Annotated in this window: 11 protein-coding genes; 1 reads left to right on the forward strand and 10 read right to left on the reverse strand. The window is 50.4% G+C overall.

All coding sequences use genetic code 11. The features are described from left to right. Window positions 1–4: 4 nt before the first annotated feature. Together H8S75_RS29245 and H8S75_RS29250 are read right to left on the reverse strand one after the other, a co-directional pair. Entirely contained in the window at window positions 5–871 is an 867-nt protein-coding gene (locus H8S75_RS29245; protein ID WP_243270512.1) for a helix-turn-helix domain-containing protein, read from the reverse strand. Continuing rightward, window positions 855–3,110, reverse strand: a complete 2,256-nt coding sequence (locus tag H8S75_RS29250) for a bifunctional diguanylate cyclase/phosphodiesterase (RefSeq protein ID WP_187024526.1) — start codon at window positions 3,108–3,110, stop codon at window positions 855–857. The genes H8S75_RS29245 and H8S75_RS29250 overlap by 17 nt, the downstream gene beginning before the upstream one ends. Window positions 3,111–3,380: 270 nt before the next feature. Between H8S75_RS29250 and H8S75_RS29255 the strand changes: the two genes are divergently transcribed. After that, window positions 3,381–4,553, forward strand: coding sequence for an SH3 domain-containing protein (locus H8S75_RS29255; RefSeq protein ID WP_187024527.1), 1,173 nt, complete (start codon window positions 3,381–3,383; stop codon window positions 4,551–4,553). Window positions 4,554–4,702: 149 nt separating this feature from the next. Here the strand turns inward: H8S75_RS29255 and H8S75_RS29260 are convergent, their stop codons facing one another. The 8 genes from H8S75_RS29260 to H8S75_RS29295 all read right to left on the reverse strand — a co-directional run bounded on the left by H8S75_RS29260 (window position 4,703) and on the right by H8S75_RS29295 (window position 14,270). Then, complete coding sequence (locus tag H8S75_RS29260; RefSeq protein ID WP_187024528.1) at window positions 4,703–5,029, reverse strand: hypothetical protein; 327 nt, start codon at window positions 5,027–5,029, stop codon at window positions 4,703–4,705. Window positions 5,030–5,174: 145 nt separating this feature from the next. After that, window positions 5,175–6,521 carry an MATE family efflux transporter gene (locus tag H8S75_RS29265; RefSeq protein ID WP_187024529.1) on the reverse strand — a complete coding sequence of 449 codons (1,347 nt, stop codon included), beginning with the start codon at window positions 6,519–6,521 and terminating at the stop codon, window positions 5,175–5,177. A 260-nt stretch (window positions 6,522–6,781) separates the two neighbouring features. Further along, window positions 6,782–7,897: a LacI family DNA-binding transcriptional regulator gene (locus H8S75_RS29270; RefSeq protein WP_349769013.1), complete on the reverse strand. Its 1,116-nt coding sequence runs from the start codon at window positions 7,895–7,897 to the stop codon at window positions 6,782–6,784. 92 nt (window positions 7,898–7,989) lie between these two features. After that, complete coding sequence (locus H8S75_RS29275) at window positions 7,990–9,507, reverse strand: sulfatase-like hydrolase/transferase (RefSeq protein ID WP_187024531.1); 1,518 nt, start codon at window positions 9,505–9,507, stop codon at window positions 7,990–7,992. Next, on the reverse strand, window positions 9,479–11,011 hold the full coding sequence (locus H8S75_RS29280; protein ID WP_187024532.1) for a sulfatase family protein: 1,533 nt from the start codon (window positions 11,009–11,011) through the stop codon (window positions 9,479–9,481). Before H8S75_RS29280 ends, H8S75_RS29275 begins: the two co-directional genes overlap by 29 nt. Before the next feature lie 26 nt (window positions 11,012–11,037). Continuing rightward, a complete protein-coding gene (locus H8S75_RS29285; RefSeq protein WP_187024533.1) occupies window positions 11,038–11,880 on the reverse strand; it encodes a carbohydrate ABC transporter permease in 843 nt (280 codons plus the stop codon). A gap of 27 nt (window positions 11,881–11,907) precedes the next feature. Next, the gene (locus H8S75_RS29290; protein WP_187024534.1) at window positions 11,908–12,765 is read right to left on the reverse strand and encodes a carbohydrate ABC transporter permease; all 858 of its coding nucleotides are present in this window, start codon (window positions 12,763–12,765) and stop codon (window positions 11,908–11,910) included. A gap of 80 nt (window positions 12,766–12,845) precedes the next feature. After that, entirely contained in the window at window positions 12,846–14,270 is a 1,425-nt protein-coding gene (locus tag H8S75_RS29295) for an ABC transporter substrate-binding protein (RefSeq protein ID WP_187024535.1), read from the reverse strand. Between the last annotated feature and the right edge of the window lie 126 nt (window positions 14,271–14,396).

Consider the following 14,396-nt stretch of genomic DNA (forward strand, 5'->3'; position numbering starts at 1 on the left):
CACACTACCGGTTCTGCCACGCGATTCGCCTCGCCTCCTCGGGCGCCGTCCCGTGAAAGCGCCGGAATTCCTTCAAAAGATGAGCCTGATCGGTGTAACCATACCGGTAAACCGCGTCCTGGATATTGAATTCTTTACTGGAAACCATCTCTCTCCACACGTTCTGATAGCGCACCATACCGGCAATCCGTTTGATCGGCAGTCCCACCTCTTTTAAAAACAGTCTCTCCATCTGTCTCTGGCTGACACAGCTGTACTCGCAGATCTCTTTCACAGAGATCCGTCCCGAAGAGGCAAGAATCCGGTGTACGGAATTGTACAGATCCGGCTTCCACTCCATCGATACCAGCTTTCTCAGCAAAAATTCCTCCACAAGAGCAATCCGGTCCTCTATCCTGTTTAAATAGAAAAAAGGTTCGAAAAGCATTCTCCAGTCCCGGCCCAGTTCCTCCAGTCCGATCGTTGCATTCGATGTATCCCTGTAGTTTAAATTCAAAAACAGTCCGGCGCTCCAAAAATAGAACCGTACGGCAAAACAGCTGACCTCATCACCGCTGATGCGGGGAACCGAAAGAAACGGCTGATCCTGAATCCCGCACAGAAATCCAGATATCTCCTGTCTCGTATGGTTGATACGGATAATAATATCGGCACACGTATCCGGGATCACCAGGACAGGTGCATTCGCTTTACTCCCGCTCCTGTCCGGCGTGACCTCGTCTTCCATGGTCCAATAACATAAAATATAAGGGCGCAGCAACTCACACGGCCTGTATTCCCTGTAGCATTCGTCCGATAAGAACGGACGCGATGTCATGGGATGATACAGCCTGTGGAAAACCGGCGCCCCTGCCTCAATTGCCCTGCTCATTGTGATTCATCGCCAGGTGATCCGTCCCGCCCAGCATCGCCTCAAATTCTTCCTTCGGCATGGGTTTTGCAAATATGTAACCCTGGATCACGTCGCAGTCTGCGTTCTGTAAAAATTCCACGGTGTCTTCCTCCTCCACGCCCTCTGCGATTGTAGTAATATTCAGCTGCTTTGCCATGTTGATGAAATTGGAAACCACGATCCGTTCCCGGCGCACATCCCGGCTTTTCCGGAAAAACAGGATATCCAGCTTCAGCGCGTCGACCGGCAGATCCTTTAATAAGTTCAGGGAACTGTAGCCGGAACCGAAGTCATCCAGGGAGCAAAGAAAACCTTCTTTTCTTAGTTTTATAACCAGATCGGAGAACAGCTCGGTATCCACCGCAAGAATGTTCTCCGTAAATTCCAGTTCCAGCATATGGTGCGGAATTCCGTATTTCTTCTTTACAGCCACATAGTATTCCACGAAGCCCGGCTGGAAGATTCCGACCTTTGACACGTTGACCGCGATATTCACCGGCCTTCCGCCCCCGTCCAGATACGATTTCAGCCAGATACAGGCCTGTTCAAACATATAGCGGTCCAGCTTAATGATGAGATCGCTCTTCTCAAACAGCGGAATAAACCGTCCCGGCGGGATCAGTCCCATACGGGGATTCTGCCAGCGGACCAGCACCTCGGCGCCGCAGATCCGGTTTCCGTTCTGTATGTCCACCTTGGGCTGCATGTAAAGCCGGAATTCACCATTTCTTATGGCGGGCTCCGCCTCCGCTTCCAGGGTGGAATCCTCCAGTGTCTTCTTCCGTATGTTGTCATCGTAATAGACAAACGCGCTGCCGTTTTTCTCCTTGGCTGTTTTATGGGCCATATTGGCATAGTTTACCAGGACATCCACCGTCTGTCCCCGGTCGCTCTCTTTCAGGCGGTAGACCCCCAGCGGAATCTCCAGAAACGGAAAATCCTCCATACCAGACTGTTTTAGATAATCCAGAATCTCCTTATGGCCCCGGGCCAGACTTTCGTCTTCCCTGCATCGCACGATTCCGGTAAAATTATCCGCGGCGATCCGGCAGCTCATACAGTCCGGACTCTCCACCATCCTTAAATACTCCGCCACCATGGAGAGCAGCCGGTCGCCCTCCTCATACCCCAGCACGTCATTGATAAACTTAAAATTCTTAAAATCCGCGTACCAGATCAGGCAGGCGGAAAGCTCCTGCTCCGCCAGGAATTGCTCCGCGTCCTTCTTAAAACCGTCAAAATTACGCATACCGGTCAGGGAATCGCTGTAAGCCAGCTTCATCAAGGTCTTCTGATTCTCAGCCGCCATACGCCTCTGTGAGCTGATCAGCCAAATAAACAGCACACAGGCCGCCAGAATAATCGCCATGATGCCTCTTGCAGTCTCAATATAGCTGGAACGAAGCACCGCCACCGGAACCGTACTGACCTGGTACCACTGTCCTTCAATCAGAGGAAGGACAGTCACCATGTATTTTCTTCCTTTTTCGTCCTTTACAGTGAAGCTCCCGCTGTCTTCCTCCCGGATTCTTTCCGTGATCGCCTCCTGATTTGACGACAAAGCCGTCTCAGCCATGGAGGGTTTGCTGATTATTACAAAATCACCGGATTCATTCAGGATATCAGAATAGCCGGAATTTTTCAAAAGAGGCATATCGATAATCGCCCTTAATACATTCGTTGCATGGACTGCGCAGAGGACGCCTTCCGTCTCTCCGTCGCTGTTTAACACTCTTGTCGCGAAATAATTGACGTATCCTCCTGCCGCATTGTAATCCTCGAAGGTTGTGGATATACTCTTTTCCCCAGCCATCGCCCTTTGAAAAAAAGCTTCTCCCGCTATGGATATCACCTCAATATTTCCAGCCAGATCAACCATTTCCCCTTGTCCTGAGGCATCCGCATATCCCATGCGGATAAAGGCATTCTTATCGTTTACATCCGTCAAAATCTCCATGAGCTCATCCGTCCGGATATTCGCCAGGCTCTGCAGACTCACGGACAGTCCCTCCAGTGTCTGCCAGTCACCTTCTATCTGTTTTAAAAGGGCGGTTCTGGTCTGATTCGCCGCGTTATACAAATCCGTAATGTTCTCTTCCTCGCCCTTAACAATCATCTGAACAAGAAATAAAAGGCTGCTGGCAATAAAAAAAACACACACAATTACTGGCAGCAGCATCCCCTGCATTTCCTTCTTACCGCGTTCTGACCATCTCATCTCCTGTTACCTCTTCTGTAGTGTTACTCAAATCATAATATATTTGCGAAAATTTATCAAGCAGTATGTCTCCTTTATCCTTGTACCGTCAAAAGGAGACAGCGGCTGGCGATAGGCCGGTCCGGGGATCTGTAATAGGTGCAGCCACAGAGAAAGCTTGCAAATAGTGTCGAAACTTGACAAGTATGCAAAAAATTGTTATAGTATTTTTTGTAATATTTTTGTAACATTTATGAGAATAAATAATTTTACAGAAAATCAGAGGTTTTTATGAAGCATTCATGGAAAAATACCCGGAGAAACCGCACCGTAACGATCACTCGCACGCGCTGCGCACGAGTCACCGTGGCAATCACTGCGGCAGCCATTGCAGCAGCCTTTACTCTTACTGCGTTTTCATCACCGGGACACTTGACCCAGTCTCTGCCGGAAACGGCAAAGGAAGGTATTATCACCGACGGCGGTTCCGTAAACGTCAAAGCGGTTGCTGCGGTTCCCCAGGTCGGTATTGAGCGAAAAGAAGTTCCGGTAACCCACGCTCCTGCTGCCTCCGAATATGATAACAAGGCTGTCGCCAATGTCACCGACGTCCTCAATCTGCGTGCTGAGCCTTCACTCGACAGCAAGGTTCTCGGCAAATGCTACCGGGGAGCCGGAGGCACCGTTTTAGAAAAGAAAGACGGCTGGACAAAGATCCGCTCCGGCGGTCTGGAAGGCTGGCTGAAAAACGATTATCTCGTATTCGGCCAGGATATCAAGCCGCTGGCCAAAGAGCTTGGACTGTTCACAGCCAGGGTAACGACTCAGACGCTGCATGTGAGGGAGACGCCTTCCACCGACGCGGCGATCATCGGGCTTGCCGCGGCAGACGATTACTATCCGGTTCTCGAAGAGTCCGACGGCTGGATCAAGGTTCAGCTGTCCTCCGATACATCCGGCTATGTCTCCAGCCAGTACACGAAGGTGAGTCTCACTCCCGGCAAGGCAGTCAGCATAGAAGCAGAGCAGGCCGCTCTAAAGGCCTCGGAAAATAAAGAGCAGAAAAAGAAAGAGGAAGAAAAGCCGAAGTATGTGATCAATGCTTCCTCCGACGAAATCTATCTGATGGCGGCCTGTGTGATGATGGAATCAGGCAGCTACTCCTACGACGGCCAGCTGGCCGTGGCCAGCGTCATCGTCAACCGGGTGAAATCCGGACGCTGGGGAAGTTCCATAACAGATGTCATCTACGCCGACGGCCAGTTTCCCGGCGCCACGTCGGGCCTTCTGGATAAATACCTGGCAAAGGGACCTTCCTCCGAAGCGTTAAAAGCGACGAAGGCAGCGCTCTCCGGCTCAAACAACATCGGCGATTACCTATTCTTTAATTCTGCAAAACGGGCCGATTATAACAATTACTCCTCCTACACGGTTGTGGGCGGAAACTGTTTTTATAAAAAGTAAACTTTAATAGAGCGCAAAAGTGCTGGACTGCCGGGAAACAACGTGTTTCCCAGGCAGTCCGGCACTTTTCAGTGGTAACGCCGCCATGATTTGCATCGCATGCTTTCTATGCCTGATGCCGGCATTCCGTTTACCGCCTGTCTTCTGCTTCACTGCATGCCGCTCTCATCCTCACAGTAAATCTCTTCATCCAGAAGTTTCTGCAGACGGTGGTCGCGCAGCTCCTCATGCAGCTTACTCCCATACCGGAGCCACATGGCGTCTTCCTGAAATATGTATTCACAGCTCTGCAGCTGTTCCATGTCTTCGGACAGGACCGTATAGATCTTCTTTCCCGCGGCGCACAGCTCTTCCTCGGACATCTCCGCTTCTGTCTCAGGCTTAAGCGCCGTTAAGTCCACCGCTCTGATATGGCCATCCGACAGGGCTATCACCAAAGCATCCTTCCGTTCTATCACATCCAGTAATTTTTCCATCTCCAGAATCTCCTCCTTGAAATCTGCTCCCTGACAATCATAGTACTATTATACAGAACACACGTTCTTTTATCAACTACTATTTTTTGCCATATTCTCCCTGGACGGAAAAAGCCTGGATTTTCAGGTTATAACACAATGGATTCTAATCTCTTGTCAGTTTCCTCATCCAGTTTCCATACCTTACTTCCAGGAAGGCCGGAACCACCTTAAATATCTGATCCGCGTTCAGGCAGCAGACTACCGCGACCGGAGATGCCTTTACGACAAACGCCATAAAAAGGGAGACCGGTATGACGATCAGCCAGATACTGATCAAATCCATCTTGACCACGAACATGGGATTTCCCCCACCGCGGATGATTCCGTTGTTGGTGGGCATCTGGTAGGACATTCCCACGCATACGACGCTTAAGATAATCAGGAACGTATTGGCCATATCCCGGGTCTCCGCCGACAAATCGTAGAGGCCCAGCACCGGTATCCGAATAAAGAACAGAATCGCACCGGATACAATCCCGATCAGGACAAAGACTCGCTGAAGGCTCCGCGCGTAGCTTCTGGCCAGTTCCCGTTCCCCTGTTCCCACCGCCTTGCCGATGATGACGGACGTAGCCGCGGCCGATCCCACCGCCATGGACTTCACCATCAGGAACAGGGTCGACGCCACGCTGTTGGCCGCGATGGCATTGGCCGTCATATGCCCCAGAATTACGGTCTGCAGCGCTGTGTTGACGCCCCAGAGCCCCTGCACGGTGAGCATGGGAATCGTAATTTTTAAGTAATCGCCGGTCAGGACACGATCCCATGCGAGATAATCCCGCCATCTCAGGTTGAGCCTCGTCTCTTTTTTCGCTATGTAGAGAATTAAAACAACGCATTCCAGAATCCGCGCGGCCAGTGTGCCGATGGCGGCTCCCTCCACGCCCATCTCCGGTGCTCCGAAATGACCGTTTATAAGCACGTAATTAATTCCGCAGTTGACGAACAGGGTGAGCACCGACAGCTTAAATGCGATCTTCACCGTCTCCACACTGCGGAGCGTAGCCAGCATAATCTGGGTCACTGCAAAAAACAGATAGGTAAATCGAATGATATTGAGATACCGGGCGCCCTCTTCGATGATTCCGCTGTCGCGCGTGAAGATTCCCATGATGCGGTACGGAATCAGGCTCATGACTGCCAGCAGAACAGCCGAGAGAATCAGCGCGAAACGCATGGCCGACGACGCGAGCTTCTTCATGGGCTCTGTCTGATGCCTTCCCCAGTACTGGCTTCCCACAATCACCACACCGTCTCCCAGTGCGTGCAGGAGCTGCTGGTACACAAACTGAATCTGGTTGACAGCGGCCACCCCGGCCAAAGCCGTCTCGCTGTACGCTCCCAACATTAAATTGTCTGCCAGATTAACGCTCAGTGTCACCACATTCTGCAGCACCAGAACGACCGCCAGCGACAGAAAGCGGCGGTATAATTCCCAGTCTTTTTTCACAGTCTCTTCCCCCGAATATCAAGAAATGCCGTTTTTCGGCAATAAAGTCCTATCCATTATACATCATCGGGAAAATATTTCCAAGAATAAAGAATCACAATAAAATATCCCTGCCGGGATCTTCATCACAAGATTATCCAATATATGGCAAATCTGTCTCTGCACACTGCCGCGCTGCCGTGATATACTAGGTTCAACTTCTCCTGAGTACCGCTTTTCCCCCAAAATGCGCGGTACTCTTTTATATTTGTCAGAGCGTCTCATTTTTGTGCGGCGGCCCATGCCTTTTTCACCAGTATAGCCGTACTGCTCTCCCTTTTAATCAGCTCTGTCGGAAACTCAATACTGATTGGCGACGTATGCCCTTTATTGATCCGGTCCAAAAGTATCTTCACCGCCATACGGCCCATCTCCCGCATCGGCACATTGATCGTCGTCAGCATCGGCGAGACAATCTGCCCCATCTCAATATTATCAAATCCCACTACGGATATATCTTCCGGCACTCGGATCTTAAGCTCCCGGCATGCCCGGATAATTCCGATCGCTATCATATCGCAGCTGCAAAAGTATGCCGTCGGCAGCAGTTCCCTTTCCGCCTGGAGAAAAGCACACGCCGCTTTATAGTCGATCCCGAAAGCCGACTTATAGATATGGATTATGGACTCATCAATCTTCATGTTATGTTCGGTGAAGAAATCAAAGTACGCGTCATACGCGGAAATGTCCTTTAATCCCGCGTAACCGATCCTGCGGTGGCCTAAATCGTATAAATGGCGGATTGCCTTTCCTGCCGCCTCGTATCCATCGCAGCGAACCCGGTCAAAGGGAACCTCATTCACATCGATTCCAACAACCACCACATTCTTGAATTTTTCCCGCAGCAGCCGGTCTAATTCAGCTCCCGGTTTTCCCAACACGACAACGCCATCTTTTTCCAGCTTGTTGATCCTTTCGCTCTGTATCTCCGAGATGTGCAGCATGGAAAAGGAGTAGCCGAGGGGACAACCCTGAACGAGAGCCTCCTGCTCCACCGCCTGGGCAATCGGTGAAAAGAACTGCTCCGCCACCGAGTTGTCGGTTCTGGCAAACAGGCAGGAGATATTTCTGTTCATAGGCCTTTTGAAGCCGCTCTTTTTCAGTTCCTTTGCCATCAGATTAGGAGTATAGCCCGAAGTCCGAACAATTTCCCAGACCTTCTCTTCTGCCTCCCGGGAGGTGCACTTATAATTTTCTTTATTGATGATTCTGGATACTGTCGAAACAGACAGTCCGGTTTCCCTTGCAATCTCTTTTAATGTCATGACTTCTCCTCTCTGATTAATCTGAGTCCCCCCCGTCGCAAGCAACGGGGGGACCCTCGCGGCAATCGCCAAATGGACGCGCCAGCGTGTCCGTTTGGCTCGTTACTCGCGGGAATAACGGAAAAATCCCCTCACCTGCGTCTGCAGAATCTGGCAAGTCCTGCTCACTTACATTCAGCAAAATCGCTTCCATCGAAAAATAAGATTTCGTCGCCGGTCGCGCTCTGCCATTCTCTTAATTTTTCTTCCATATCCCTCTGAACTGCACCGTAAGCCGGATCATCATACCGGTTTTTCAGTTCATACGGGTCTGCCTTCAAATCATACAGCTCATAGGCCTGTCCCAGAGTGGTGACCAGCTTGTAATTTCCATCCGTAACCGCTCTTGCCTTCACGTATTCCCCGTATCCCAGGCCATACGTCTCACTCACCGCATATTCTGGCGTCTTCTTTCCCATGCATATCGGAATCAGACTTTCTCCGTGCACGCTGTTTTTATACTCTAATCCGGCTGCGTCCATGATCGTCACAGGCACATCCACCGTACAGACCGGAGCGTCGATCTTAAGCCCTGCATCGATCCTGCCTTTCCACTTAATTCCCAGAGGAACCCGTAATACCTCCTGGGATAAATAGGATCCTTTGTCAAAATGGCCTCCATGGCAGGCGAGACCATCGCCGTGGTCAGCAGTCCAGATGATCACCGTGTTTTCTTCCAGTCCCAGCTCTTTCACCTTATTCAGGATCCTGCCAATAGCTTCGTCGATCATCGTGATTTGAGCCGCACAGCATTTGAGCATTTCTTCGTAATCCTCCCATGCCAGCGCGTTGGGAATGACGATACGGTTGTCTTTCCCGATCGGAACATTCTTCTCTGTAAAATAAACCTCCGGCTTGCCCTCAAGTACGCTGTTAAAGCTGGCGTACGGTGGATAGGACACCGCCTTATACAGATCGTAATACTCCTGAGTCGGAAAATACGGCTGATGAGGTCCCCAGAAATCTACTCGCAGCGAAAATGGGGCATCGTTCCCATCCGTGCTCAATTCTTCCAGCTTCTCACACGCCAGTTCTGACAGGAAAAAGAATTCCAGCGTTTCCTTTGGAGTCACCGTAATTCCGTAAGCAGCTTCACAGCAGTGCCTGGGATCCTGAAGCTTAAAGATTTCTCCATCTCTGGGTATTTCATCGGGCGAACTTTTCTGATACGCCTGCTGGCTCTTGTCCTCCCAGAAAAAGACCCTTTCAATCCGGTGTGCGGCAGCCGGAAGGTTCCGCTTTTTCAAATAGTCTTTATACTCCTTTGTAACATACGGGTTCCCGTACTCCTCCGGTGACAGCCCCTCACAGTGATGGTCCAGCGCAGTTCCCGGACCGGCATGCCATTTACCAAAGAAGTAGTTTCGATAGCCTGCTTCGGCCAGCGAATCCAGATAGACTTCATCAGCATACGGCGGATTTGTCTCATTGTGATACTGCTTATGCGCATGCGGATATAAACCGGTCAGCAGGCTTCTTCTCGACGGCCCGCACAAAGGCGCAGCACAGCAGGCATGTGTAAATTCCGCCCCTTCCCTTACAAACTGTTCATAATACGGCCGATGCGGCTTATTTTCATAAAAAGTCCACTGGTGCAGCGCCTGATGGTCGCTGTTAATCATAATAACATTTGGTTTCTTCATTAGTATCTCCTCTAATTTCTTCCGAACATGATTCTATTCCGAGACGCTTCCACTGTTCCGCCGGCGCCTGGTATTCACGGAGTGCGGCACACAGCTTCCCGATCATCTCTGCCTCCAGCGCCTCATCCTTTAAGGGCCTGTTCTGATGCGGGTCAGACCAGATATCAAACAGAAGATTTTCCCGCACGTAATCCAGCCCTTCCGGGCATTCCGGATAATGGCCCTCCACCCGGAACCGGACCTTGAAGACGGGATAATCCGTGTACGGCAGAAACGCTCCAGCCTCATAATCTCCTGGCTTCACATCCCAATACTGTAAAAATGTGGTTGGCATGGCCCCATAGGTAAAGCACGGCTGATTATCTTCGGATACCGGCGCACGGAAATAGGTATGGGTTCCATCCGTCACATTGACCGCCTTTCCAAACCATCCGTAAATCGCCTGATCACGGACCGGCGTGTCATGGGGGATCACTGGCAGCAGGCTCTTTCCCAGCACCGTCTTCGGCGTCTCTATCTTAAAATGCTCCAGAAACGTCGGCATCAGATCGATATTCTGTGTCAGGCTGCTGATCCGTTTGCCCCCGTACGCAGAGCCGGGCAGGTGAACGAGCAGGGGAATATGAACCAGCTCCTGGTAGGCCGGCATGAAATTCTTCGCTGCAAACCCGTGTTCTCCCAGCATATGGCCGTGATCCGATGTCACGACAATGAGGGATTCCTCATAGATCCCCGTATCCTTAAGCTTCTGAATAAACCTTCCGAACCAGTGGTCCATCATGGTCAGCGTTGCCGAATACTCGTTTCGCAAATGTTCCATTGCCTCCGGAGTCTCCTCATCCAGCGCCCGGTATGACGGCCAGTCAAAATACGGTCCATCATACGTATCTGGATACAGTTCTTTATAATTTTCCGTACAGTCGAAAGGCTCATGAGGATCGAAGGCTTCGACCATCATGAAGTAGTCATCCGCGCCGCGGTTGCTGTCGATCCAGTCACACGCAGACCTAAAAGTTCTCGGCGTCGGGTACTCCTCCTCTTTCGTATAGGCCAGGCGGTTTAACTGGTTCTGGCTATTGACCTTACCATAATGCGGCTCGGGAATATCGCTTCCTTTTACTCTCGAGACCCAGACATCCCCCTCCTGTCCCCGTTCAAAGTTCCACGTATGGAACATCTGGCAGTAGTTTTCCCCGCCGATCTCAAAATAGTGGGGATGGTCGGTCGTAATGTGTGTGAAAATCCCATGCTCTCGGAGTGTACCGATGAGCGTAATATCGAATGGTTCCATGCCGCCCCAATTTCTCTCCAGAAAATTGATTCTTCCTGTAAAGATATCCCGTCTCGCCGGCATGCAGGGAGCGGAAGCCACGTAGTGGGAATCAAAGGTAATGTTTTCCTCTGAAAACCCGGTTAAGTGTTCTGCCGCCACCCTGGAAGCCGGATTATAGCACGGAAGAAAATGGCGGTTTAAACTGTCAATCAGAATTAAAAATGCTTTCATTTCAAGTGTTCCTTTCTATCCTGTCCCTATCCCTTGACAGAACCGGAGACCAGCCCATCGATGAAATAGCGCTGTGTAATCATAAAGAAGATAAGAACCGGGGCAATTAAGATCATGGCTCCGGCCATCATAATTCCGATATCCGACCCGAACTGTCCAGACATGCTGCGAAGCATCAGCGTCGCGGTGAAGTTTTTCTCACCCTGCAGAAAGGTCGATGTAATCAGGAACTCATTCCATGCGTTCAGTCCCACGATTACACTGACGGTCAGAAGGCCCGGAGACACAACGGGGGCCATAACATACCACAAGACGTGCCCCGTATTGGCTCCGTCGATTCTGGCAGCCTCCTCCAGCTCCTTGGGAACGTTTAAGAAAAACGTCCGCATCAGGAACAGCGCCAGCGGTATATTTCTGGCTGCGAGAATAAAGCTGATCGGTACAACCGTGCCCACAAGCTTTAAATAGGACATCACATAATAAAGAGGAAATAAAAACAGCTGAATCGGGATCGTCATAACAATCATGAAATACACAAGTGCCAGATTCACCACTTTTCCTCTTCTGGTGGCAAGCACATAGCCGCCCAGAGTCGAGGTAAACAGCACGATGACAATCGTACAGGCTGCCAGAATAATACTGTTTTTAAACCCTATTCCAAACTTGGCATAGCTCCACGCGCTGCTATAGTTGACCGGTGTAAAACTCTCCGGCCAGGACAGCGGATTGGCGACAATCGCCACATGGGGCTTGAAGCTGTTAAGCACGACGAGCGCAATCGGAAACAGCGCCGTGAACACCAGCAGAATCAGGATCGCATGAACCGTAACCAGCGTAACGATCCGCTTTTTCTTACCCATTGCTGCCATATAAACTCCTTTCCGGCACTGCGGCCTCTATGACATGATCTCATTTTGTGACAGGTGGATGTAGACAAAGGAGGCGATCAGCCCGAAAAAACTCATGAAGAGAGCGATAGCCGCCGCCTTTCCAACCTGGAGAGACGCAAATGCGAACGTATACGCGTAGGTGCTCAACATCTCTGTCGAGTGCGCTGGACCTCCCGATGTCATTAAGTAGACGTAGTCATACGTCAGGAAGGAATTGATGACAGACATGATCATCATCAGTTTAAAGGTTGGAAGCATATTGGGGAAATAGACGTACCGAAACAGCTGCCATCCGTTACATCCTTCCACCTTGGCCGCCTCCACCTGATCCTCCGGCGTCTGTCTTAAGGAAGCTAAGTATACCACCATCAAAAATCCCCAATAGTGCCAGATATCTGTGGCGGCCACCGCATATAAAGCGGTCCTCATATCACTGAGCAGCGATGGGATATGAAAGCCCTGGCGGTTTAGATAGCCCACCAGTCCGAAAATCGGGTTATAAATAATATTCTGCCATACGGCCACGTTTGTCACAGGTGCAAGCACATAGGGGAATAAAAACAGCATCTGGTACAGTCCCTTGTGTCTGCGGTTCAGCAAAAGCACGGATGTCACAAGTCCGATCACCACAGGAATCGTCAGAAACAGCGCAACCCATCTCACATTGTCATAGATTGCCCTCCAGAATATCTTATCGCCGAAAAGCTCGGAGAAATTCCGCAGTCCTATGAAATGAAAATTCATGGATACGCCGTTCCAGTCCGTGAAGGACGCAAATATCGTCATCACACCTGGAATAAACACGACGGCCATGCTCAGCACAAAAGCCGGGAGAAGCAATAGATAATCTCGTCTGCGTTTCATTTTACCCTCCTTTGCAGCAGAGCCGGACATATAATACCCGTCCGGCTCTGTCTCCTTCTAAACTGATTTGCCTGCCCGATCTACCGTTCCGGCAGCGGGACTACCAGGCCATTTGCAAGTTCCTTCTCAAATTCTGCATCCGTTCTGTCTAAAACCTCTTCCGCACTCATGGTCTTGAGCCACACACCATCGATATCCTGCAGCGCGACATCCGTGGCCGGCGGACAGAAGCTGGTCGTATAATATCCGTAATTGCCTTCCTCGATCGCCTTTAAGGTATCGATCATAACGTCGCAGAATACCGCGGAGATTCCCGTCATGGTATCTGCCGGTATATCATACTGTTTCAGCGGAATTGCCCAGTATCCTGGCCACTCCTTCGTCAGCTTGACCATAAAATCGTTGGTCATGATCTTATCCAGGATCTCCGCGCACTCATCCTTGTAAGGAGAAAAAGCGTTGATAGACAGGCAGGAGGTAACCCCCAGCGTGTAAGTCGGATACTTTACCTTATCATTGGTGGCCGGGAATGGGAAAAATCCAAAATCGTCTTCCGTGAGTCCACGGAAATACTTTGGCGCCCACTGGAATACATTGGAAGGTCCGACGAAGAAAGGAGCCATGCCCATAGACAGAAGCTGGACACTCTCATCAAAGTTCAGATCCGTATAATTGTCTCCGCCGAGCCAGCCGTTCTGATACCATTCAGCCGATTTATTCAGAGCCTCCACCATATCAGGGTTGTTCCATTTGGCCTCGCCCTTCAGACATTCATACACCTTTTCCGGTCCCGCGATATGGTTTAAAAACAGGCTGGAATAGTTGGCATTGACAGGCTTCCACCCTTTATTGCCCGTTACGCTTCCGTAAAGGCCTTTCTCCTGAGCCGCCTTCATGATTGTCTCCATCTCCTCGATGGTTTCCGGAACCTCCCATCCATTGTCAGCGAGCACCTTCTTGTTATAGAAGACACCCATGACCATCAGGGAGTTTGACAGACCATAGAGCGACCCTTCATAAGTGCCCAGATTGTAGATTGGTTCCAGCAGCCGGTCGTTCCAGCCATACTTCTCCGCGTATCGGTCCAGATTCTCCAGCTTACCGGCCGATGCGTAATTGGTCACATAGGAAGGACCTGAAGTAAAGACGATATCCGGCCCGCCGTTAGCCGCCAGCGCTGTGGCGATATTCTGATCATTTCCCGCGTGGAATTCAATATTTAAAACGTAGTCATCCTGAACCGCATTGATATCATCCTCAATAATCTGTTTTAAGAGAACCTGCTGATCCGCCGGAGCACTCCAGAACCACAGAGAAATCTGCTTTTTCTCCCCTGGTGCTGTCTCTGCCTTCTCAGGAGCTGGTGCCGCTTCCGCCGTTGTGCTGCTTTCCGCAGAGGGTTCTGCAGCAGCCGGTGATGTCTGTTTCTGATCCGCAGACCCGCATCCGCTCAGCAGAGAGGCGGCCATTACCGCCGACATTAAAACTGATAAACACTTTTTCATCTATTTTCCTCCTAGTATAATAATGGTGTAGTCAATCAAGACTACAAGTTAATAGTTACGGTATCTGTTCTAATGAATAACTGAAGGAGAGGCTCTCCCTCCATCAGAGGTTATTGCTAATAATTA

It is taken from the genome of Hungatella hominis (genome assembly GCF_014288005.1).
Lineage (GTDB): Bacteria > Bacillota > Clostridia > Lachnospirales > Lachnospiraceae > Hungatella > Hungatella effluvii.